This is a genomic window from Fructilactobacillus florum DSM 22689 = JCM 16035 (assembly GCF_001436645.1).
GTDB classification, from domain to species: Bacteria; Bacillota; Bacilli; order Lactobacillales; family Lactobacillaceae; genus Fructilactobacillus; species Fructilactobacillus florum.
Genome location: NZ_AYZI01000004.1, coordinates 42,487 through 65,840, shown reverse-complemented (window position 1 = coordinate 65,840; position 23,354 = coordinate 42,487). Strand labels below are relative to the sequence as shown.

The window sequence follows — 23,354 nt, the reverse complement described above, 5'->3', positions numbered from 1 at the left end:
CATTAATTAACCAACAAACCTCATTATTAGCAATACTAAAATAATTAACACCACTAAAATAAAAATTGCCCAATTTAAGCGACGACCGAGTCTATTTTGACGCTGTAAAGCTAAGTCACGTTTTGGTAATGGTTCTTGTTCCGATTGACCCGCTGACACCCGCTGGCCGGGCTGCTTTCCATAGCGTGAAGTTCTAGTTTCTGTTTCAGCCCCAGACATTTGAGCGTCATTTGTGGCCGAGCGAGTTTGATTTAATTGTGACGGTTCATTTTTCATGCCTTATCCTCCGGCTGCAGTTTCATCAATCTCCAAGCTTGGATGGCCATGATGGTTTTAGCATCCTTAATTTGATGATCAGCAACTAACTGCAACGCTTCAGGCAGTGAGACTTTCTGCAATTCTAAAAATTCACCTTGATCACGTGGCAAATCATGGGTAACCGGTTCCAATTCTGTAACTAGATACAGATACATAAATTCATCGGTAAAGCCACAAGAGGTATAAAACTCACTTAAAAGCTGCACGTGTTGCGCATGCAAACGAAGTTCTTCGTTTAATTCTCGCTCAACTGCTGACAATGGTTCCCCTTGATCACGATCATCAAGCTTCCCTGCCGGAATTTCTAACAGTGTTTGGTTAGCAGGCATGCGCCATTGCCGTTCAAGCACCATCTTATCGTCGTTGGTCACAACCAGCATTGCCACCGCTGGTGCATGATAAACCACGTCGCGATTTGCCAGTTCGCCATTAGCTAATCGAACTCGCAGTTGTTCTACGCGAACCACTTCGCCATCATATTTTAACGAACGACCTACTTCAGTTTCCTTTAAATCCATGTACTTACCTCCGCTAATGTCAGGATTATATCATCAAGCTTCCATGTCATTATGCACCCAACAATCTGATTTTTGCAGCTTGAAAGCCATGTTTACCCATGGCTTGAACGAACTCAACCGGCATGTTTACTCGAATTTGTTGAGGACTGCCGCTAATTATGCCAGTAATGTGAAAGAAAACATCATTTCCTTCAGGATCAAGCAAATATCCGTACCCCTGCTGTGCCTGGTAACTCTTAACAACTCCTTGCATCTAATTTCCCCCTAACAAAAAAGCGAGACTTGCATCTCGCTCTTTTCTATTCATCAAAACCCTGCTGTGCAGTTTCTGGATAACTCGAGCGAACAATCTTTGCACAACGAGCACAAAAATCAGGATAATCAGGGTCACTACCAACGTCGGTTTTAATTAAACGACATCGTTCGCAAGTTTCCCCGTCAGCATGCTGAACCTCAATTGCTAGCCGATCTCCAAATGAAGTTACATCTTCATTCGCACTAACAACTGGTTTAATAACTAACTGCGAAACCATCAGAATCTGAGCAACATCAATTTTCAGGTTAGATAACGCCTGTTGGTCTGCTTCGGTTAAATATAAAATCAACTTAGCTTCAGAAGGTTTTCCAATGACTTTGTCATTGCGCGCATTTTCCATCGCCTTTAAAACAGCTTTTCTTAGTTTTAAAAATTCATCAAATTGTGCGAGACACTCTTCTTCATTAGTAAAGTGTTCCGCCGTTGGCATTTCTGTCAATTGCACATAAGAGGCTGGCTCAGCTAAAAACTGCCAAATTTCTTCGGTTGTATGAGGAATAATTGGCGTCAGCAATTTTGTAAGCACCACTAGCGATTGATATAAAACTGTCTGCATTGAGCGACGCCGCTGACTATTTGCACTATCGATATACAGAATATCTTTAGCAAAATCCAAATAAAACGCAGAGAGGTCTCCTGTAATAAACTGAAACAACTTTTTATTAACCGTCATAAAATCATACTGATCATAGGCCGTTCGAACTTCTGTAATCAATTGATTTAATTTAATCATGATGAACTGATCAACTGGATTCAACTGTTCATAGGAGACAGCGTCTTCATCTGGTTCAAAATCACTGGTATTGGCTAACAGATACCGAATCGTATTTCTGATTTTTTTATAACCATCGCTAACTTTTTTAAAGTTTTCCATAGAAACTCGGACATCTGAATCTGTATCAACACTAGTTACCCACAAGCGAACAATGTCTGCTCCCATTTGCTTGATAACATCGGCTGGTGCCACCGTATTTCCAAGCGATTTACTCATCTTATGCCCTTGTCCATCCAACGTAAATCCTTCAGAAACAAGTTGGCGGTATGGTGCTTGTTTAGCAAAAGCGACGCTGGTAATCAAACTCGAGTTAAACCAGCCCCGGTATTGATCAGATCCTTCTAGATATAAATCAGCCGGGTAGCTTAGTTCTGGACGCTGAGCTAAAACCCCCTGGTGCGAAGAACCGGAGTCAAACCAAACATCCATGATATCAGTCTCTTTGGTAAAATGTCCATTTGGAGAATGCGGACTAGTAAAACCAGCCGGCAATAATTCTTGGGCCGATTTTTCAAACCAGATGTCAGAACCATGCTTAGCAATTAAGTCTGCCACGTGGTTAATGGTTTCTGGAGTCATGATCGGCGTCTTATCTTCTGCGTAAAAAATTGGAAGTGGCACACCCCAGACCCGTTGTCTAGAGATCACCCAATCACCACGATCCCTAATCATATTATAAAGGCGTTGTTTCCCCCAACTAGGACGAAAAGTAACCGTCTCAATGGCCGCTAAAATCTGATCACGAATCTGATCAACTGACGCAAACCACTGCGGAGTGGCTCGATAAATAACCGGTTTTTTGGTGCGCCAATCAAATGGATAACTATGCTTATAAGGCATGTAATGAATCAATTGACCTTGCTGTTTTAGCTTATCGAGTGCAACTTGATTCGCATCTTCATAGAAAACACCAGCAAAATCAGGACCAGCTGCTTTAGTCAGGTAACCTTTATTGTCGACCGGCGCAAAAATCGGTAATCCGTATTGTTTTCCGATTAGATAATCGTCTTCACCGTATCCAGGAGCGGTATGCACCATCCCTGTTCCAGCATCTGCCGTAACAAAATCACCAAGCATGGTCACCAATTGTTTGTTTTCATCAAAAGGATGTAAGGCCGTTATACGATCCAACGCTCTTCCTGGAACTGTCTTAATGGTTTGAACGTTTTTCCAACCAAATAATTCTGCATCCTTTTGCAATAACTCCGTTGCCAACACATATCGGTTGGGATCATCATCATGTTGAACCACCGAATATTCAAAGTCTGGTGCGATGGTTACCCCTTCTGAAGCTGGAATCGTCCACGGAGTAGTGGTCCACACAATCATGTAAGTATCTGGTTCATCCAAGACACCCTTTCCATCCAAAACCTTTTCTGCAAAAAAGGCTGATGGTGATTCAACATCATGATATTCAATCTCTGCTTCTGCTAGCGCCGATTCAGATGACCATGACCAAATTACAGGCTTTAATCCTTTATAGATCAAACCTTGAGCTGCCATCTTACCAAATACTCGGATTTCTGCAGCTTCATATTCTGGTTGTAAGGTCAGATATGGATGATCCCAGTCGCCAGTAACCCCCAACCGTTTGAACTCGGCACGTTGTCGATCAACCTGTTTTAAAGCATAGTCATGACACAATTTGCGAAAAGCGTTGGTATCCATCTTCTTTCGGTCATAACCAGCCTTTTTTAACTGCTGTTCGATCGGAAGTCCGTGCGTATCCCAACCAGGAACATAAGGAGCCCGATAACCACTCATTGACTTATATCGAACAATTAAATCTTTCGTAATCTTATTTAAAGCATGACCCATATGAATATCGCCATTAGCATAGGGGGGACCATCATGTAATACAAAAGTTGGTTTTCCTTCATTCAACTTTTGTCGCTGTTCGTACAACTGATTTGCATCCCATTCCTGCTGCCGTTCTAATTCTTTAACCGGCAAATTACCTCGCATTTTAAACTTGGTTTTTCCTAGATTTAGCGTATCTTTAACTCGCATATTAACCTCCGTTTGTAAACAAAAAAACTTCGTCAGCAAGGGACGAAGTCTTCGTGGTACCACCCAAATTCAGAATCCAAAGATTCTCTTCATTTGTTGTATTTAAATCGTTAATAAAGTGATTTGCCAACTGACTAATGCTATCGGGCTTTCACCATCCCCAACTCGCTAAAAGTTAGTCAGTTAGTTTGATATCTTTATTAAATGGGTCGCACCTCACCGTTTGGAAAAATCAAAACTGTCGGTTCTGAATATTCCGATCGTTGCTTTCGCTTAGGAAGCGACTGACTACCTTCAGATTCTACACTGTTTGAGCGCAAACTGTCAAGCTGTTTAACGGCATCATTAATCTCTTGGAATTGATGATAATCAGAACCTTCTAATAGCTCCGTCCAATCCGAACGGTTAGCAAACTCTAACTGAGTCTGAAGCATCGCAATCATCTTAGTCCGAAAAGTCTTAATACTATCCCGATAGTCATTAGTAGCAACTACAACGGCAGCCGCCTTCTTTGAGCTCTCAGCTAAGACCTGATTAGCTTGTTGAGTTGCAGCCGAAAGTAATTCATCCGCCTTGTTTTGCGCAGCCGCAATCGTTTGTTGCGCCTGATGATCAGCAGTCTGTTTGACATTATCAGCAGCTTCTTGTGCCACTAAAATCGACTGATTTAAAGAGCCCTTTAAATCATCATAATAAGACAACGCATCACTGCTTTGTTTTAATTTAGCTGTTAGTTGGTCATTCTCTTCTTTCAGGATTTGGTAATCCTTGATAATCTGATTCAAAAAGTCATTAACTTCATCAATATTATATCCGCGCATCTTGGTCGAGAATTTTTTATTATGAATATCTGCTGCTGATAATACCATGATCTGCCTCCATCATTTATGTTTGATTACCGCCAAAGTGGCTTTGATTTTCCCCTTTTTTGAAAAACCGTCTTCTGTTTGTAAAACAAACCGTCCCTGACCACGAACCGAAACCAAGTCTTGGACTGTCAACCACTCCGCTGGGCGCTCTTCTGTAAACCAGTTCAAGCGCACCTGACCGTGTCGCACCAAATCATTAGCCACCTGACGGGAAATATGAAAAGCAGCTGCAATTACATTATCGATTCGCAATGACTGCAAGGTTTGATGAACAAGAACGGAATCATCTTCCGGCAATAGTTGACTGCTCATTGAAACTGGTAATACTGAAACTGTTGTGGATCCAATTTTTGTAAGATTACTTTGTAAATATTTAACAAGGGTAGCTTCACAATAAAATTGCCAGTGTTTTTGATTTGTGATTACATCACCTAGCACTTCACGTTTAACTCCGGTACCTAAGAGAGCTCCCAAAATTTGATAGTGCTTGATCGTTGCAAACCGCATGGGATAGTCAATTGCCATCAACTGTAACTCAAAATCTGACAGCTGTGGTACAAAGTAATCTGGAAAAACCAGTCCCCGTTGCATCTCAGCATCAGCAAAACCCCCATTAGTGGCGAATTGCAGCGACGGTGTCTGATTAACAATGGTTTGCACTAGGTAGCGTTCCCGGCGATTCAAAAAATCAGTTAGCACGGGGCGATACTCGTGGTCTGCTTGACTCACCCAATCAGTTGCTTTTTGTAAAAAGAAGCGCTCACTCGGTCGAACGTGTTGCTGCAATCTTTCATTTGCTGTCATTAGAAGATCGTGATTAGAAAGTTAGCGATTCCATTAACTCCAATTTGTATAAAACCTAGTGCAATGACCGCTAAAATCGGTCCAAATCCGATAATTCCAATACGCGCAAACTCAAAATATTTTAAGAAAGGCGTTACCAGACGAGTAATCAACTGACCCAATTTTGAACTGGGAGCCCCCGGCAACCAGCTCATTAGTGCATCAATAATAATAAGAAATACATAAACATTAATCGCATCGTTCAAGAGTTTGGCAATCATTTCAATTATTGTGGATAGCATTAGTTTTTGTTCTCATTTCGATCATAAAATTGCTGTTTAACATCCCCATCAACGGCAAAATTTTTAGGGGCACAAAGATAAACTTTGTCATCAATTTGTTGCAAGTTGCCATCGATGGCATAGATAGTGCCGGTTAAAAAATCAACAATTCGGCGAACCGTAGCATTATCAACATTTTCCATCTTAATTAAGACGGCATTCCCTGTCATCAATTTGTTGGAAATGTTTTTCGCATCAGCAAAAATTCGTGGCTCAACAATGTTTATTTTACTGTCTGGAATACGCTTATCACTCATTGACAACACCTTCCGTGGATTCAGCTTAACTGAACTATCAGCTGGGTTAGGCTGATAATCTTCAGTTTCGTCATCTATACCACCAAAAAAACTGTTAAAAATTCCCTTGGCCATGATTGCTTACCTCCTTATTTGTTATTCCGATACTTGAAATTAAATGGGGGAATATCATCATTTTTGTCGTCCTGACTAGCATCTTGTTCCTCGGCTGAAGTAGCACTGAACGGTTCAAACTCATGCTTTTCCACATTTTGAAAACGTCGGTCAGGTTGTACGGGCTGTTGTTGCGTAGCATCAGCAGCTTGTGGATTTCTCGTTGGCGATACAATCTGATTAGCAGTTCGCTGGGGTTGGACCACTTGCCCGGACTGTTGTGATTTTGAAGCCGCATGATCAGGTTGATCAGCAAGTTCGGGATTTTCACTGTCAATTCCCGTTGCAATCACAGAAACGCGAATCTCGTCCCCCATATTTTCATCAATCGAAGTTCCAAAGATAATGTTAGTGTCTTCCGAAGTCGAATCACGAATAATGTTAGCTGCATCCTGAGCTTCAAAAATCCCTAAATCGGAACCACCAGTGATGTTTAAAAGTACCTGACGGGCACCATCAATAGAAACTTCTAATAGTGGCGAATTAATCGCTTTTTTAGTGGCTTCAGCTGCGCGATTCTCGCCACTCGCCGAACCTACCCCCATTAATGCCGTTCCTTTGTCTTTCATGATGGTAGTTACATCAGCAAAGTCCAGGTTGACATATCCTGGTCGGGTAATTAGATCAGAGATTCCCTGCACTCCTTGACGCAAGACATTGTCAGCATCGTGCAAGGCTCCTAAGAAGGAAGTCTTTTTGTCGGCCATTTCTAACACCTGATTATTCGAAATAACCACCATAGTATCAACATTTTGTTTCAATGCAGCTAAACCTTCGCTAGCATTATGGGAACGAGCCGGACCTTCAAAAGTAAATGGTCTCGTGACAACTGCCACTGTCAAAGCCCCTGACTGCTTCGCAATTTTGGCAATAATTGGTGCAGCCCCGTTTCCAGTTCCACCGCCCATTCCAGCGGTTACAAAGACCATGTCAGCACCATCAAGCGCATTGGTGATATCCTCCTGACTCTCCTCAGCAGCTTTGGCTCCGACCTCTGGATTAGAACCAGCCCCTAAACCTTTAGTCAGCTTTGGGCCAAGATTGATTTTGGTTTCCGCCTTTGAGGCATTTAGGGCCTGCACATCCGTGTTGACTGCGATGAACTCGACACCTTCAACCCCGTCTTCAATCATTCGATTAACAGCGTTGCCACCACCGCCACCGACACCAATAACTTTGATATTGGCGCCCTTGCCAGTAGTTTGATCCATTCCATAATCCATCTTGCTAACCTCCATTGTTATTCAAAGAAATTTTTCAAGGAGAAGCCTGACCCACTCTTTTTGGGCTTCTTCGGTTCCCCTTTGGATTGCCTTCGCGAGAACAGGGACGCACTTCGCTCAGGCTGTTTAATCTGCGCGGTACGAGTTGATGGCTCCATATAATCAAGCTTCGTCTTGTTGTTGCTAGGAGTTGCTTGATCGGTTACAAATGCTGTTCGCATCACCCGCTCAATTTCACTTAGCTGATTTGCATAGTTGACCAGAGCTAGCGAGGTTGCAAAGGAGGAATGTCGTAACCCCATTTGATCGGGGACAAAGATTCGAACATTAATTCCAAAGGTATTGGCCGCTAACTCGGCGATGCCTTGCATCGCTGCTACTCCACCAGTCAAAACCAGCCCGCCTGGCAATTCTAAAGCATTAGCACTCTGCAGTTTATCCTTCAGACGACCAAAAATCTGATCAAGCCGAGCCTGAATAATTTCTGCTAACAGTGACTCACTAACCTTAACAGGTTGGCTTTGTCCCACGACTTCCACCGGAATTTGATTTTCAGTTGAAGCTTGCTCAACATCTGCAAAACCATACTCGCGCTTAATGTTTTCAGCTTCTTTAAGAGAGGTGTTCAGCACAGACGAAATATCCTTCGTTATGTATTGTCCACCTTCATGATCAACATCAACATATTTTAATTCGTGATTATGAACCACTGACGCGGTCGATTGACCGCCCCCCAGATTAATGATAATCGTACCAAAATCTTGTTCGGTATCACTCAAAATGGTGCGACCCTCTGCCTCAGCACTAACCAACAACAAGTCAATCGCAAGTCCAGCCCGTTCAACCGCTTTTCGGACATTATGAATCAGGGTCTTTGGACCTGTAATGATGCGACCTTTCAACTCTAGATGTGATCCCACCATTCCACGAGGGTCAGGAATGCCATCAAACTGGTCAATTTTAAACTCTTCTGGAATCAAATCAATAACTTCACGTTCTGGAGGAATGTTACTAGCAATGGCAGCTTGGGTGACTTGAACGACCTCTGCATCACTGATTTCTTGTGAATTATCATCCAAACTGATCATTCCAGAACAGCGGTCAATACTAATCATATCGGCAGGTAAGCCAACAATCACTCGAGAAATTTCAACACTTGATTTCGTTTCAGCTTGAGCAATTGTTTTTTTGATCGCAGCCGCCGCCTTATCAATATCAACAATTATTCCGCGACTAACTCCGGCAGAAACTTCATTACCAACACCAATAATGTTAGTCTGACCATCAACTTGTTGAGCAACAATCACTTTTATCGAAGTGGTTCCAATGTCTAGACCGACACAGATATCAGATTCTTTCATAAGAATGGAACCTCCTAATCCCTCATTTAATAATGCTTCGTTACTATAATTAAGTATAATTTTACCATACAAACAAAAAATTTAAAAAGTAAGCAGATTAAATTGGTTGCGAATACGGATTAAACTCTAAATTAATCCTGCTTTTTTGTTTCAAATTTGTCTTCAGGTCTGGATAATACGGCATTTTTTCCTTGATTTGATTAATTCCAAGCACCACTTCATTACCGTCATCCATCAGCAGTTCAACTCGTTGCGGGTTATCACGAGTAGCTCGATTCTTCACAGCTACAATTTGCCGTTGCAATTTAGGATTGAGGTGCTGAATTGCACCAATCAACTCTGCAATCTGGCCGGGGTTTTGCAAACCATCCAAGCGTAGTTGGGGTTGCTGTGCTTGTTTGGAAATTGGAGCATCCCCAATCTTGCCATTACTATACACCGGAAAGGGTCGCTGATGATGATTAACCATGGCGACAATCGGGAATAAACTCACCTTAATCTGGATATGATTCCAATTTCTTCGGTCAACTTGTACGTGATCAACCTGGGGATCGGCACGCTGCAGCTTCTTGACCGTTTGCCCCTTACGTTGCATAAACACAACTAACGTATCTCCGGTTTGAAAGGGAACATGTTGACGGAGTTCCGTTTGCTTAGCAGGTGCAACCAATCTAATGGTTTCAATTCGACTCAGTGGCGACGCAAAATAGGCACTGATTAGACTTCCCAGCAATAACGCAATCCAAGCCGGTAGGACAAATAAGCGGTTTTTACGGTGCCGTTCTTTTTGTAGCTGTCTGATTTGACGCCCTGGACGCCGTCGACTGTATCGGTGCTTTTTTTGTTTCTCATATTTTTCCCAATGATTGCCCCCATCAGTAGCAGGAGGTAACCCCCGTTTTTCCTTCATGTCGCTCACCTAGTTATTATGAACCTGATGATTTGCGATTGCTGCATCGCAAACCGCTAGCAATCGGTCAGCTGCGTCAACTACTCCTAGTCCCCTAGCATTTTGGGCCATCGCAGCTCGTCGAGGTTCATCATCCATCAATAAATCAATCTTAGTCACCAACGACTTCCCCGATAAATCTGTTTCCGTTTCCAGAATAGCAGCCCGATTTTTCACTAAACTCATGGCATTTTTCGTTTGGTGATCAGCCGTAACGTAGGGGCTCGGAACCAAAATTGACGGAATCCCGAGCGCTGTAATTTCAGCTAAACTAGTTGCTCCTGCTCGGCCTACGATCAAAGCAACTTTTGGCAACACTTCTGGCATGTTATTAATGTAAGGTAAGATTTTAACATTTTTACCAATTGCACTAGCATCAACCTGCTGCATCACATCATCATATCTTCCCTTCCCCGTTACAAAAACCACTTGGTAGGCTTTTGTTTTAAAGGCTGGAAGTGCTGCAACACTTGCCTGATTCAACTTTAAAGCTCCCTGACTCCCTCCAAAAATTAATACCGTAGGTTGCTGATCATGCAACCCAAGCTGGGACCATTTAAAATCACTACGTACATTTGCCACCTGCTGAGCGCGCGGGTTACCAGTAAAAACCACCTTGTTAGCAGGAAATTGTGACCGCGCCTCGTCAAAGGCAATCGCAATTTTATCAACATAGCGACTCAAAAATTTATTGGTCCAACCCACTACACTGTTTTGTTCATGAATAACCGTTGGAATTCCTAGTTTAGCAGCTGCATACAGAACGGCTCCAGAGACATAACCACCGGTGCCAACGACAACATCCGGTTGAAAACTGCGTAAGATTTGTTTAGACTGTCGAACACTCTTTAAAAAAAGATGTACAGTTTCAAAGTTATATAAAGAAAAAAGTTTACGTCGGAAGCCTTGGATCTTTAATGCTTCAAATTTTAAGCCCTTTTTTGTAACAATCCCCTTTTCAAGCCCCCGTTGCGAACCAACATATAAGATTTCAGCTTGTGGGTCGCGTGATTGCAATGCTTCAACCAATGCTAAGGCGGGGTAAATATGCCCACCGGTCCCGCCGCCGGAAACAACCATTTTCATCTGTCTACTCCTCCTTTTTCCCTGTTAACTTGGAAACATCCGCAACAAATCGATTCCCACGCTCTTCAAAATTAGTAAACTGATCCCAACTGGCACTCGCCGGTGATAATAAAATAATCTCTCCCGGCTTGCTTAGTTCATAGGCCTTTACAACTGCTTCATCAAGATTAGCAACGTGCTTAATATGACCTACTTGGGCATGTTGCCCTGCCGTGGCCAACAGTTCCGCGGTTTCGCCAAAAACAACCATGGCTACCACGTGCTGGCGCAAAGCTGGTTCTAACTTTTCAAACGTATAGCCTCGATCCAAGCCACCAGCGATCAACACCACGGGCTTTTTAAAGCTCGACAGTGCCATCTCCGTTGCTTCAATATCGGTTGCCTTAGAATCGTTGTAAAACATCCGCTGCTGAGCCGTTAAAACATATTGATTTCGATGACGAACCCCGCCAAAAGTACGGAGCACCTTTACAATCGCAGCATTTTCTACTCCGGCTAATTTTGCTGCTGCAATCGCAGCTAGAGCGTTTTCTAAATTGTATTGACCAGGAAGGCGAACCTCATCGGCATCTAACAGATACTCATCTCGAAAATACAAGCCACCCTGTTTTTGATAAGCACCGTCCTCATACCGACCTGAAACGGAAACCGGAACAACCTGTGCTTGACTTTGTTGACTCAACTGGCTCCATTCTTTTTTCTCAAAGTTAATCACTAAATAGTCGGATTGCGTTTGATTCTTAGTAATTTGCAACTTAGCATTGACGTAATTTTCGCGGGTTTTATGATAATCAAGATGATTAGAAAAGATGTTTGTAATTACCGCAATGTGCGGATGTAGTTTAGTAATGCCTAACAGCATAAAGCTCGACAATTCCATCACAAGCTGATCCTCTGCGGTAACTTTTTCGGCAATTTTAGTCGCCGGCACACCAATATTACCGGCCACATAAGCATGTCCGTGGTGCTTATCAGCATTTAACATCTCAGCAATTAAAGTGGTCGTAGTCGTTTTCCCATTACTCCCAGTGACCCCAATCACAGGAGCAGCAGAAATTTCATAGGCTAACTCCACTTCACAAATAATGGGAATTTGTTGTTCTTGTGCAGCTTGAACCAAGGGTACGTCGTAAGGAATTCCAGGGTTTTTCACCATTAAGTCAAGGTTGGCAACCAGGCTCACTGGGGATGAACCAGCAACAATTTTAACCCCTAGTTGTTGGAGTGCTACTACTTCAGGGATTTCATTTGCAGGCTTTTGATCAGTTAAAGTTACCTGGGCGCCTAGTTTCACTAGTAACTTAGCCGCATTTACCCCGCTCATTCCGGCCCCAAACACCAAAACCCTTTTATTTTGATAAGCATTAATCTGTTTCATCACACTGAACTCCACTCTTTTAAATTATGATTAACACACCTGTTAGCGCCGTAAACAAGCCAACCAGCCAGAAAACAAAATCAATTTTCCATTCACCCCAGCCCATCATTTCAAACGTATGGTGAATGGGGGTCATTTTAAAAATTCGTTTGCCAGTTAGGCGAAACGATGCTACTTGCAAGATCACGCTAAGTGTTTCTACCACAAAGATTAGTCCAATCCACAACAAAGACAATTCTTGGTGCAATAAGATTGATACTGCTGCAAGGGAGCCTCCCAGCGCCAAAGAACCCATATCACCCATAAAAATTTTAGCCGGCTTGTGGTTATACAGGAGAAAGGCTAGTAAAGCGCCTACCACTGAAACACAAAATAACATGACCGCATACTGCTGTTGTGCGTTAGCAATCACTGCGTAAGCTCCAAAGGCAATCGCAGCCAAACCGCTAACCAAGCCGTCCAACCCATCCGTCAGATTAACTGCATTGGAAAAACCGGTCAGCCAAATGACAATGAAGATGATGTATAAGGGACCAAGTGGTAGTTCACCCAATCCGAAAAACCGAAGTGACATCGGAAAGCCATTGAAGTAATAAACCGCCGCAAAGACCAATGAACCTAGTACTTGTAGTGCAAATTTTTGCCATGCCTTAAAGCCTTCATTTTGACGTTTAAACAGTTTAATACTGTCATCCCACATGCCAATCAGACCATAAAACACCATTACGAACAGAAGAATTAGGAGCGTGGAGTCAAATAGTTGCATCGCAAAGCCAGTAATCAGGTCAACAATCAGAATGGCAATGATGAACATCAGCCCTCCCATAGTCGGCGTTCCACTCTTACTTTCATGCCAACTAGGACCTTCCTCTCGGATCATTTGTCCCTCATGTTTTGCGCGGAAATAGGTAATTAACAGCGGGGTACATCCAGCTGTGATCAAAAATGTTGCTAAAAAAGGGATCATCCAACTCATCATTTCGCTTCCTTTCACTATTAGGAGTCCAGCTGCTATTTCAAACTAACATCTAGAGTACTTTTCTCATCAAATTGCTGACCTGGCTTAATACTTTGGTCACTCACGTGCCCATCACCAGTAAAATTGATTTTGATATTTACTAATCGAGCAAGATCATTGAGATCATCACGACTCCAGCCGTTTAAATCAGGCATGGTCATAGGGCCGTCTGTCATTAAAATAATTCGGCTCGCAAGATCCTTTGGCGCTGCTGCTGCCGGACTCTGTTTCGTGATTGCATGACCGGTTCCAATCACAACGCTTGCCATTTGTTTTTGATTCAATAGTTGCTGGGCATCCATCGGACTTTTTCCGACTAAATTGGGAATCCGAACCTGTTCGGGGCGTCCTTTAGAAACTGAAAGTGCTTGTTGCATTACCGGGTTGAAAATCTCTGCCAACACCTTCGTGGCCGGCTGAGTTGCCAGCTGAGGCTGCTTCATTGTGACATACATGACATAACGCGGATGCTTTGCTGGAGCCATTCCTGCAACAGAGTACAGATAACTGTCAGCACCATTTTCATATTGACCGCTGCCATCAGAAATTTGAGCGGTTCCAGTTTTTGCAGCCACTCGATACCCAGGGATCTGGAAATCCTGCCCAATCCCATATGGCTTATAAACGACGTCTTCCATGTGCTTTCGCACGGCAGCAGCCGTTTTTGCACTAATCGGATGACCGACAACTGTTTTTCCATAATTTTTAACCGTATGTTGATTATCTGCCGTGGTTACCCGATTAATCATCTGGGGCTTCAACATCTCTCCATCGTTGGCAATCGCACTAAAGCCTTGCAACATTTGGAGGGCAGTAACGGAAATTCCTTGTCCAAAGGCTGTATTAGCCTGCTCAATCGGTTGTTGAAATTGCATGCTTCCAGTCGGTTGTTGATCAAAATTTGAGGCATTGTTCTTCAGGAGTTGAAACCGTTGGATGTAATTATTCCAGGTTTTTGGTCCCATATTTTCTTCTAAATGAGCCATCGCCACGTTACTTGAAAGTGCAAAACCCTTGTCATAAGAAATATCACCCCAGCCATTGCGATTCCAATCTGGCACAATTTGATTACCAATCTTATAAATTCCCGACTGGTATAAATCAGATCCCCGGTAGTTTCCACTATCGATCGAGGCCGCCATTGTAAAGATTTTCATGGTCGAACCTGGTTCATAAAGATCTTGTGTCAAAGTGTCCCGCCACACATTGTCCAATCCCGTTCCAGTAGTTGGATTAAATGATGGCCGTTGCGCTGCTGCCACAATTTTGCCAGTCTTGGCATCCATCAACATGGCGTTCAAAACTTTCGGATGTACCTCCGCATCAACCTTGTTCATCTGATTCTCCAACAGCAACTCTAAGCTGGAGTTAATATTAGTATGAACATTGTCACCATTTCGGGCTTGTAACTCTGTTCCTTTTTCGGAAGGAATTTGATAACCATAGTTATCATGTTGGCTTTTTTTCAGCCCATTTCTACCGGTCAATTCCGCATTGAAGGTTTTTTCAATCCCCATTTGACCAACCAACATCGGTTGCTTCGTTTTTGGATCGGTTGTTGAGGAAGCCAGCCCAACAACGTGGGAAGCAAAAACTCCATTTGGATAGAGACGCGCTTGCTGTGGAATAAACATTAACCCCGGTAGCCGATGACTCTCGATCTTTTGTTTAACCGCCAACGGAATGTTATTACCTGCGTTTCCAAATTCAACTTGAAAGGCGCGCGGATGTTCCGTTAGAACCTGATAGGCTCGCTGTTCTGAAATTGGGAGATTTTGAGACAGTACTTGGGCTGTTTTGCGTTTATCTTGAACATACGCTGGACGTTTACGATCCGTAACCTGACTTCGGTCAAGAACAGCGTACATCGAATAGGTGTTAGTGTCCTCCGCCAATGGTTGCTGCTTGTCGTCGTAAATGCTACCACGACGAGCCTTAATGATACTAGTTTTGTTATATAAATGCTGAGTTTGGCGAGAAAGGTTAACATGATTCGCTGTTTTAAAAATTGCCTTTTGTGCAAATGATACAATTATCAACCCAAACACAATAACGACAAAAAGCAACAGAATCCGTCCAAAATTTCGACGTGATTTTGCTGCTTTATCTGATTGCTGAATCTTTTGACGTTCATTCATCGCGTAACATCCCTTACTTGCCCATTGTTAATGGAAAGTTGGTCTTGCTTAACCATATTCGCAATGGCATCGTTTTCGTTACTGTCCAGCTCCTGTTTCAAATTTTGATTATGCGTTTTCAATTCAGTGGTTTGTGAAGTAGTGTCTTGCAACTTTCGTTGGGAGCGACCAATTTCAAATTTAGTATTCACGATTGAAACCATGAGCGCAACAATGAGAACAACCCCAGTAACCATCAGTGTTTTCTCAAAACCTGATAAACGTAATCGTGAGTTAACCACCGGCTGCCGTGTTGGCGTTGGTGTCAACTGTGGTGTCGGCGTCGTTACTTCATAATTTCTTTTTCGTACTAATTCATCTTGCATCATGATCGCATCCCCCTACCATCATTTGATTCTTTCAATGACCCGCAACCGTGCACTATGAGCGCGGTGATTATTATCCAGTTCAACTTGACTCGGCAAAATTGGTTTTTTCTGCGGCAACTTAAAATTTGGCATCAATTCCGGCGGAATCACCGGTAGATTAGCTGGTAAATCTGGTATGGTGGTCTTTTCTCGAAAGATCCCCTTTACCAATCGGTCTTCTAGTGACTGAAACGTGATTACACTCAAGCGTCCATGCAACTTTAATAATTGCAACGCCTGTTCTAAGGAACTTTCTAAAGCCCCTAACTCATCATTAACTGCAATCCGAACCGCTTGAAACACCCGCTTCGCTGGATTACCGCCATGACGGCGAGCTGCGGCTGGAATCCCGCTTTTAACAATGTCTGCAAGCTCCGTCGTCGTATCAATCGGATGCTCAGTTCGAATTTGTTCGATTCTGCGGGCAATCGGCTTTGCAAACTTTTCTTCCCCATAACGATAAAAGATTCGCACTAGTTGCTGGTATGAATAATGATTAATGACTTCCCAAGCATCCAAATGTTGACGGCGGTCCATTCGCATATCTAAGCGCGCAGCCTGCTGATAGCTAAACCCGCGCGCCCCCTCGTCTAATTGTGGAGAAGAAACCCCCAAATCATAGACAATCCCATCAACCTCACTAATTCCCTGCTCCTGCAGTGCTTTCGTTAGATTTCGAAAATTTTCATGTAAAAAGGTAATCTTTTGCTTTTGATCAGCTAACTCGCTTTGGTTGTAAGTGATTGCCGCTTCATCCTGATCAAACGCAAATAAGTGACCTGTTTCTAAGCGCTCAGCAATGCGGCGACTATGACCGCCACCTCCGAGAGTACAATCTACATAAATACCGGCCGGATTGATTGACAACTCATCAACCGCCTCGGTTAATAGAACCGTTTGGTGTTTAAACTCCGTCATCAATCTCACCTACCTTTCCGTTAAAAATCCAGCAAATCTTCCGCAATATCATTAAATTCTGTTTGAGCTTGTTCGTTATATTTCTGCCAGCGAGCGGCGTCCCAAATTTCAAAACGGCTGGAAACACCAGTAAGCACACATTGCTTAGTGAGGGATGCATATGCTCGTAGCGGCTCAGGCAAGTTAACCCGTCCTTGTTTATCGAGTTCACACTCAGTCGCAGCTGAGAAAAACAGCCGGGAAAACTTGCGCGCTGCGCTTTTATTAAAGGGCAACTGATCAACCTCGGTTTGGACTTGCTCCCACTGACTTGCTGTATATCCAAACAAGCATCCATCTAGTCCCCGAGTAATCATAAAATGTTGTTTGAGCTGATTTCTAAATTTAGCAGGGATAATAAGCCGGCCTTTTGTATCAATATTGTGACGATATTCACCAAAAAACACTGCAAATCACCCCGCTTTCTGATCGGTTAATTTTAGTCTACCACAAAGCACCACTTTCAACCACTTAATTCCATTTTTACTCCACAAAAATAAAGCTTCCTTAAAAAAAACTTTAAGAAAGCTTTATTTAATGCGGATTAGCAACGCTCCACCTAAACAAATAAAATACCAAAATAACCAGTATAAATCTCCAAATCTCCAAAACAAAAACCAAAATCGCGTCATCACGACTTCTCCATCAACGAACCAAAGCCAACTTAACCAAGCTAAACCTATCACAAACCATCCACAAAACAGGATCGGCAGCAACGAGGCTCCGGTTGCTTGTAACGTCGTGACGTGCACCAACCAACTAGCTGGAAAAATCCAGAAATCAAGGACGCGGAGTCGTTTTAGCTGTGGTGAAAATGGTAGCCGTCGCCAAATGCTCAGCAGTACTCCACCTCCAGCAAACAATACTAACGGCCACAATTGCTGCTGCAATAAGGCGATGATCGTCGTTGGAATTTTAACGGTTCCCATTGAAAGTACCCCTCCATCATTTAAACAAAATTTGCAAAGTCAGAATGTCACGGTTACACTGAAATAAATACCATGTAAAGCAGAAAGCGGTGTAGTTTAGAATGAAATGGAAAGATCGATCTACCTTCCAAAAAATCCTGTTCATCTTTGTATGGGTCATGATTATCGTTACTCTAGCAGGGGTCGTCTTTGGTGCGGTAGTTCCATTATTAGGCGGTATGTAATCAAAAGAAAGGTTGCCTCGCAAACCTTTCTTTTTTTGTAGCTATGATTGATCATCAGGCTGTTTATAAACCGTTCGCGGAGTACTACCGTGTTGCGCTCCGATATAGCCCCGCTGCTCCAACTCATCAATAATTCGAGCTGCCCGATTATACCCAATCCGAAAACGACGTTGCAACATCGAGGTACTTGCTTTGCGCTCTGAAACCACGAATGCAAGCGCTTCTGCAAATAATGGATCTTGGTCGGCAGCTTCATCCTCAGCTTCTAGTTCAGCATCACTAACAACCATCTCTTCATCATAATCTGGGTCAGCCTGCTCACGAACAAACTTAACTACGGCTTCAACATCCTGATCACTGATGAAGGATCCTTGAATTCGAACTGGTTTATTCTGATCAATTGGTTGATAAAGCATATCTCCACGTCCCAACAGTTTCTCAGCACCATTGGCATCCAAAATGGTCCGCGAGTCCGTTCCGCTAGAAACCGCAAATGCAATTCTGGAAGGAACGTTGGCTTTAATGAGACCAGTAATGACATCAACCGACGGACGTTGGGTGGCCAAAATCATATGCACGCCTGCCGCTCGTCCCATCTGTGCCAATCTAATAATCGCTGTTTCAACCTCATTGGAAACGGTCATCATTAAATCAGCTAATTCATCAACTACCACTACAATGTAAGGAAGTTGAGGAACTGTAGTTTGCTCTTTTTCATTTTTTTCTCTAATAAATTGATTGTAAGTACTGATTTTTCGCTGACCGGTTTTCGCAAACAGTTCGTATCGTTTTTCCATTTCCGCAACAACCTTGTTCAAAGCACGTGCTGCCTTTTTTGGATCCGAAACCACTGGACTTAAAAGATGAGGAATTCCATTATAAACTCCTAGTTCCACCTTTTTAGGATCAATCAGCATTAGTTTTACCTGCGAAGGAGCGGCTTTCAGTAAAATACTAGTCAAAAAGCCGTTGATTGCGACCGATTTCCCACTCCCAGTTGAACCTGCGATTAATAGATGTGGCATTTTAGTTAAATCACAGGTTTGCACATTTCCATTAACATCCTTACCAAGTGGAACACTCAAAAGTTGCTCCCAGGCTGCTTGTCCCTGATGTTCAAACACATCACGGAATGATACCGTCGCAATCTCTTTATTGGGAACTTCAATTCCAATCAATGATTTACCTGGAATTGGTGCTTCAATTCGAATATCCTTTGCGGCCAGCGCAAGTGCCAAATCATCACTGAGGTTTACAATTTTACTAACCTTAACCCCAATTGCTGGATGGATTTCGTACTCTGTCACCGATGGACCTAAGCTCACATTTTTAACCTGAGCATCAACACCGAAGCTTTGGAGCGTCTGTTTTAAAATCTCAGTATTTTTATCAATATCATGGTCTTCTTGACTTTGGTCAGTTGGAGCCAACTTAGTTAGTAAATCCGTTGTCGGCAGCTGATAATCACCCTGCACTTGCGGATGCTGGACAAAGTCTGGTTCATCAACATCATCAGTTGGCGAAGCTCGGTGGATGACTGGCTGCGGCTCTGCGGACTGCGCTTGCTCAGTAGGCTTTGGAGTGTATGACTGTTTAGTACGTGGGGGTTGCTCAACAACCTCTGCTTTTCGCATGCGAATATTACGCTGGTGCTGGTGCCAATCATTATTTAAACGATGCCACGTTTGACTCACTAATTGAACCAAAAAACGGCTACAAGCAAGTAAGGGGACATCGAAGAAAATAAGAATCCCACTCCCAACCAAAAAAATTCCCAAAAATAAGCAACCAATGCTGGAAATGAGCGGTACTAAGCCGGCTGCCAGTGTGGCTCCAAGTATCCCACCACCCATATCAGCGGTGATCTGTCCACTTTGAAATTGCTGTTGCCAAGTTTCCCACACAATTCGCAAAAATTGGGGGCGTTGCTCCACCTCGTTAAACATCAAAACTGCAGCAAAGAGCAACCAGCCCAAGACACTTAGCGATAACCCAATCCAGTAATGAATTGCAATTTTAATCGCAGGATGTCCTACAATTAGCCAGCCACCTATCAATAACAATCCCAATAGACCAGCTAGATAGATATTTCCAAGCAGAAGCCGCATCAAATTTGCCGTACCAACCCCTACAATTCCAAGTTTAAAAATTCCCAGTAGCGAACTTCCACCCAATAAAAATCCTATGCAAACCTGCCAATGTTTTCGCCACCAATGATCCCAATGTACCCGAGACGGCTTGCTGGCTGGCTTTTTTCGTGGACGCCGAGTAGCTGCTGGTTTTCGCTTCGTTCCTTGTTTTCGAGCCACAAAATCACCCCATTTTTGCTTTGTAAGCTGCTAATTTGTCATGCTCATAGTGGTGAACCTGGTCCAATGATCCAAACTGCTGTTGGCGGAGAACCTCATAAATTACAATTGCACAGGTATTCGAAACATTCAACGCCCGAATATGATCATCATTTTGCGGAATGCGAATTGTCTGATCGGCATGTTGTTGCTCAAACCCAGCAGGCAACCCCGTGGTTTCCTTACCAAATAAAAAGTAATATTCATGATCTGAATTCGTATAATCACGATTACTATAAACCGTTGTTCCAAATTTGGAAACAAGAAATAGTTCATGTTCGGGATCAGCAATCGTCTGATAAAAGGACGGTAAGTTTTCATGAACATGTACCTGAACTTGATCCCAATAATCCAACCCAGCTCGTTTTAAATGTTTATCGTCAATTTTAAATCCCAACGGTTTAATGAGATCTAAGACCGTGTCTGTCCCAGCACAAGTTCGAGCAATATTACCTGTATTGGCTGGCATTAGTGGTTCAAAAAGTACAATGTGATTCGTCATAAGCTTCTCCATTTCTAATCATAGCACTTAAATTTTAATCTGGAATTAGGGTCTGAAAATAAGCTGGCAGTGGTACCGTAACCGTTAATTGGCGCCGATCCAACGGGCTCCAAAAGGACATCTGATAACAATGCAATGCCTGATGTGAAAAATCCGTGGGATGGTCGTTGTATAACCAGTCCCCCAATAGCGGATAACCCAGTGCTGCAAAATGAACCCGAATTTGATGCGTCCGCCCCGTGTGTAACTGGACTTTAACTAAGGAACGTGTCGTAGTAAATCGTTCCCGCCAAAATTCCGTCCGCGATGGTTTGCCATCTCCGCGAACCGTTCTTTTTAAGAACGACCCTTCCATTCTGCCCAGCGGTAAGTTGATCTCAGCATGACGCCATGGAATCCGCCCTTGTAGCCCAGCCACGTAAAATTTATGAATCTCGTGCGTTTGAAATTTTTGGTCCAAAATTGCATGTGCTAAGGCATTTTTGGCAAAAATAACGGGACCACTCGTTTCTCGATCTAACCGATTGACTACATGAATAACTTGACTGGCAGCTTTTGAGCGCACAAAATAACCCAAAACTCGGTTAGCTAAGGTATCTCGTGGATGAAGTCGTGATGGCACCGTTGCCAGTGGGACTGGTTTATTCACCACTAAATAATTTTCGGTTTCAAGTAGAATTTCAATTGGTAAATCGGAGACCTGTAACACTGGATTTTGCGGCTCGGGTGGCAAAATAATTTGCACTAAAGCGCCCGGTTGCACTGAGAAATCACTATGAACCGCAATTTGATTAACCAACAGGGAGCCACCGTGATATTTAATCCGTTTTAATAATGTCCGCGTTACTCCCTGCTGGAACAAAAAGGTTCGCAGTAACAGCGGCTGCGAACCTTGATGGTACCATTGATAGCTAATCATCTAGATCATCTCCAATGAAGGAGTTTCCAACGCGCTCCCAAAAATGAGTATGCCGATATTTTGCAAAATAGATGCGGCGCTGCGAGATTCGGTAAGTAATTGCTTTGATCGGGCGATCAACAATCAGCAACTGATCACACGTTAGAACATTATGCAAGGAAACCATAGGAACAATTGTCACCGATTCCGTTGGTGGTACGATAATTGGGGAACCAATCGTGCGAAATACCCGATTGTTAATCGATGCCATCTCAGCCACCTGCACGGCATTAAAGTTCGGAGAAATAATAGCACCACCGACGGACTTGTTATAAGCAGTTGAGCCTGTCGGTGTTGAAATGCAAAGCCCATCTCCTCGAAAATTCTCAAATAACTGATCCTTAATATATACTTTAGCGACCATTGTCCCAAATAATTTTTTGACCGTTGATTCATTCAGAGCCACCATGTAATCACTGCTACCTCGATCAGAATACGACACTTCAATATCTAAGAGCGGATAACTAACACTTTGCCCGTTATCATGTTCTAAACTACTAACCAATTGTTCAACTTCATTATCACGCCAATCCGTATAAAATCCTAAGTGACCAGTGTGAATTCCCACAAAACGAACTTTTTCTGTCAAATCATTGTAGTGGTGAAAAGCAGACAGTAACGTCCCGTCCCCACCAACCGAAATTACCACTTCCGGATTTAATTCGTCTAAAACGAGTTCGTCTGAGCTTTGGATTAATTGTGATAATTTAGTAGCAACTTCACTAGAAGTTTTTCGATCATTTCCATAGATTGCAATCCGCATTATTAATGTTCCTCTTGTTCTGCCGGCGTGGCAGGATTACTCTTTTCTAGTTCATGTCTGATTTGAGACATCTCTTCATCAAGCTGAAAAGCTTTTTCTGAGGCTTTTTGCAGCCGCGTATGAATTTCTGTTGGGAAAGTATCACCGTGTTTATAATTAAGTGAGTGCTCCAATGTTGCCCAAAAATTCATTGCCAGGGTACGAATTTGAATTTCAACTAAAATCTGACGTGTCCCATCGACTAATTGTAGCGAATATGAAAATACAATGTGGTAAGATCGATAGCCACTTTCTTTTTCATTATTCACGTAGTCTCTTTCTGAGATAATACTGATATCATTTCGTTTGCGCAAAATTTCAACTACGGTATAAATATCGTCTAAAAATGGGCACATAATTCGCAAGCCACAAATATCTTCCATGTCTTCTGATAAACGATCGGAAGTAATCTGACGCCGTTTCATTTTTTCTTGGATGCTATCAATTGCCTTAATTCTGCTAGTCACAAATTCAATTGGTGACTGCTGATTACGACTTTGATATTCGTTACGAATGCCACGTAATTTATCTTTCCATTCTTTAGCAGCTTGTTCGTAGGGAAAAAGGAATAAATCCCAGTCTTCAATCACGGAACCACCCCAATTCTACTAATGTCTTTGCTAATCATATCACATTTATTTTTATGCTTCACAAACAAATTAATTGAAAATCAGGAAAAATTTGTTATTCTTGAAAGTACATTAATCTATAAGAAAAGCTTAAGTTCACGAAAG

Annotated in this window: 25 protein-coding genes; 1 reads left to right on the top strand and 24 read right to left on the bottom strand. The window is 42.8% G+C overall.

Annotation, left to right across the window (positions count from 1 at the left end):
- Nucleotides 1-6: 6 nt before the first annotated feature.
- The 19 genes from FC87_RS03180 to FC87_RS03090 all read right to left on the bottom strand — a co-directional run bounded on the left by FC87_RS03180 (nucleotide 7) and on the right by FC87_RS03090 (nucleotide 17,786).
- Nucleotides 7-276 (bottom strand): hypothetical protein, encoded by a 270-nt coding sequence (locus FC87_RS03180; RefSeq protein WP_054690624.1) that lies wholly within the window; start codon nucleotides 274-276, stop codon nucleotides 7-9.
- The gene (locus tag FC87_RS03175) at nucleotides 273-836 is read right to left on the bottom strand and encodes an NUDIX hydrolase (protein WP_009167164.1); all 564 of its coding nucleotides are present in this window, start codon (nucleotides 834-836) and stop codon (nucleotides 273-275) included. The genes FC87_RS03180 and FC87_RS03175 overlap by 4 nt, the downstream gene beginning before the upstream one ends.
- 49 nt (nucleotides 837-885) lie before the next feature.
- On the bottom strand, nucleotides 886-1,089 hold the full coding sequence (locus FC87_RS03170; protein ID WP_009167165.1) for a cold shock domain-containing protein: 204 nt from the start codon (nucleotides 1,087-1,089) through the stop codon (nucleotides 886-888).
- A 46-nt stretch (nucleotides 1,090-1,135) separates the two neighbouring features.
- On the bottom strand, nucleotides 1,136-3,937 hold the full coding sequence (gene ileS / locus FC87_RS03165; RefSeq protein ID WP_056961613.1) for an isoleucine--tRNA ligase: 2,802 nt from the start codon (nucleotides 3,935-3,937) through the stop codon (nucleotides 1,136-1,138).
- Between the two features lie 200 nt (nucleotides 3,938-4,137).
- Complete coding sequence (locus tag FC87_RS03160) at nucleotides 4,138-4,806, bottom strand: DivIVA domain-containing protein (RefSeq protein ID WP_056961611.1); 669 nt, start codon at nucleotides 4,804-4,806, stop codon at nucleotides 4,138-4,140.
- A 12-nt stretch (nucleotides 4,807-4,818) separates the two neighbouring features.
- Nucleotides 4,819-5,610, bottom strand: a complete 792-nt coding sequence (locus tag FC87_RS03155; RefSeq protein WP_054690622.1) for a YlmH family RNA-binding protein — start codon at nucleotides 5,608-5,610, stop codon at nucleotides 4,819-4,821.
- Nucleotides 5,610-5,891, bottom strand: coding sequence for a YggT family protein (locus FC87_RS03150; RefSeq protein WP_009167170.1), 282 nt, complete (start codon nucleotides 5,889-5,891; stop codon nucleotides 5,610-5,612). Before FC87_RS03150 ends, FC87_RS03155 begins: the two co-directional genes overlap by 1 nt.
- A complete protein-coding gene (locus tag FC87_RS03145) occupies nucleotides 5,891-6,301 on the bottom strand; it encodes a cell division protein SepF (RefSeq protein ID WP_009167171.1) in 411 nt (136 codons plus the stop codon). Before FC87_RS03145 ends, FC87_RS03150 begins: the two co-directional genes overlap by 1 nt.
- Before the next feature lie 14 nt (nucleotides 6,302-6,315).
- On the bottom strand, nucleotides 6,316-7,563 hold the full coding sequence (gene ftsZ, locus FC87_RS03140) for a cell division protein FtsZ (protein WP_009167172.1): 1,248 nt from the start codon (nucleotides 7,561-7,563) through the stop codon (nucleotides 6,316-6,318).
- Nucleotides 7,564-7,580: 17 nt separating this feature from the next.
- Nucleotides 7,581-8,924: a cell division protein FtsA gene (gene ftsA / locus FC87_RS03135; protein WP_009167173.1), complete on the bottom strand. Its 1,344-nt coding sequence runs from the start codon at nucleotides 8,922-8,924 to the stop codon at nucleotides 7,581-7,583.
- A gap of 97 nt (nucleotides 8,925-9,021) precedes the next feature.
- Nucleotides 9,022-9,834 carry a cell division protein FtsQ/DivIB gene (locus tag FC87_RS03130; RefSeq protein ID WP_056961609.1) on the bottom strand — a complete coding sequence of 271 codons (813 nt, stop codon included), beginning with the start codon at nucleotides 9,832-9,834 and terminating at the stop codon, nucleotides 9,022-9,024.
- 9 nt (nucleotides 9,835-9,843) lie between these two features.
- On the bottom strand, nucleotides 9,844-10,959 hold the full coding sequence (gene murG, locus FC87_RS03125; protein WP_056961607.1) for an undecaprenyldiphospho-muramoylpentapeptide beta-N-acetylglucosaminyltransferase: 1,116 nt from the start codon (nucleotides 10,957-10,959) through the stop codon (nucleotides 9,844-9,846).
- Between the two features lie 4 nt (nucleotides 10,960-10,963).
- Complete coding sequence (gene murD / locus FC87_RS03120) at nucleotides 10,964-12,337, bottom strand: UDP-N-acetylmuramoyl-L-alanine--D-glutamate ligase (RefSeq protein WP_056961605.1); 1,374 nt, start codon at nucleotides 12,335-12,337, stop codon at nucleotides 10,964-10,966.
- Nucleotides 12,338-12,356: 19 nt separating this feature from the next.
- Nucleotides 12,357-13,316: a phospho-N-acetylmuramoyl-pentapeptide-transferase gene (mraY, locus tag FC87_RS03115; protein ID WP_056961603.1), complete on the bottom strand. Its 960-nt coding sequence runs from the start codon at nucleotides 13,314-13,316 to the stop codon at nucleotides 12,357-12,359.
- Nucleotides 13,317-13,348: 32 nt separating this feature from the next.
- A complete protein-coding gene (locus tag FC87_RS03110) occupies nucleotides 13,349-15,493 on the bottom strand; it encodes a penicillin-binding transpeptidase domain-containing protein (RefSeq protein WP_054690618.1) in 2,145 nt (714 codons plus the stop codon).
- Entirely contained in the window at nucleotides 15,490-15,861 is a 372-nt protein-coding gene (locus FC87_RS03105; protein WP_054690617.1) for a hypothetical protein, read from the bottom strand. The genes FC87_RS03110 and FC87_RS03105 overlap by 4 nt, the downstream gene beginning before the upstream one ends.
- Before the next feature lie 18 nt (nucleotides 15,862-15,879).
- Nucleotides 15,880-16,818, bottom strand: coding sequence for a 16S rRNA (cytosine(1402)-N(4))-methyltransferase RsmH (gene rsmH, locus FC87_RS03100; protein ID WP_054690614.1), 939 nt, complete (start codon nucleotides 16,816-16,818; stop codon nucleotides 15,880-15,882).
- Nucleotides 16,819-16,838: 20 nt separating this feature from the next.
- A complete protein-coding gene (mraZ, locus tag FC87_RS03095; protein WP_009167180.1) occupies nucleotides 16,839-17,264 on the bottom strand; it encodes a division/cell wall cluster transcriptional repressor MraZ in 426 nt (141 codons plus the stop codon).
- Nucleotides 17,265-17,387: 123 nt separating this feature from the next.
- Nucleotides 17,388-17,786 (bottom strand): DUF3397 family protein, encoded by a 399-nt coding sequence (locus tag FC87_RS03090; RefSeq protein ID WP_054690613.1) that lies wholly within the window; start codon nucleotides 17,784-17,786, stop codon nucleotides 17,388-17,390.
- Between the two features lie 101 nt (nucleotides 17,787-17,887).
- Between FC87_RS03090 and FC87_RS06830 the strand changes: the two genes are divergently transcribed.
- Nucleotides 17,888-18,010, top strand: coding sequence for a DUF4044 domain-containing protein (locus FC87_RS06830; RefSeq protein ID WP_009167182.1), 123 nt, complete (start codon nucleotides 17,888-17,890; stop codon nucleotides 18,008-18,010).
- Between the two features lie 41 nt (nucleotides 18,011-18,051).
- On the opposite strand, the gene FC87_RS03085 is transcribed toward FC87_RS06830, so the two are convergent.
- Genes FC87_RS03085 through FC87_RS03065 form a run of 5 tightly spaced genes read right to left on the bottom strand, consistent with a single transcriptional unit; the run spans nucleotide 18,052 to nucleotide 23,210 of the window.
- Nucleotides 18,052-20,319, bottom strand: a complete 2,268-nt coding sequence (locus FC87_RS03085) for an FtsK/SpoIIIE family DNA translocase (protein ID WP_056961601.1) — start codon at nucleotides 20,317-20,319, stop codon at nucleotides 18,052-18,054.
- 4 nt (nucleotides 20,320-20,323) lie between these two features.
- Nucleotides 20,324-20,860 carry a tRNA (cytidine(34)-2'-O)-methyltransferase gene (locus tag FC87_RS03080; RefSeq protein WP_009167184.1) on the bottom strand — a complete coding sequence of 179 codons (537 nt, stop codon included), beginning with the start codon at nucleotides 20,858-20,860 and terminating at the stop codon, nucleotides 20,324-20,326.
- Between the two features lie 34 nt (nucleotides 20,861-20,894).
- A complete protein-coding gene (locus tag FC87_RS03075) occupies nucleotides 20,895-21,779 on the bottom strand; it encodes an RluA family pseudouridine synthase (protein ID WP_054690611.1) in 885 nt (294 codons plus the stop codon).
- On the bottom strand, nucleotides 21,772-22,581 hold the full coding sequence (locus FC87_RS03070; RefSeq protein WP_056961599.1) for an NAD kinase: 810 nt from the start codon (nucleotides 22,579-22,581) through the stop codon (nucleotides 21,772-21,774). Before FC87_RS03070 ends, FC87_RS03075 begins: the two co-directional genes overlap by 8 nt.
- 2 nt (nucleotides 22,582-22,583) lie before the next feature.
- The gene (locus FC87_RS03065; RefSeq protein WP_056961597.1) at nucleotides 22,584-23,210 is read right to left on the bottom strand and encodes a GTP pyrophosphokinase; all 627 of its coding nucleotides are present in this window, start codon (nucleotides 23,208-23,210) and stop codon (nucleotides 22,584-22,586) included.
- Between the last annotated feature and the right edge of the window lie 144 nt (nucleotides 23,211-23,354).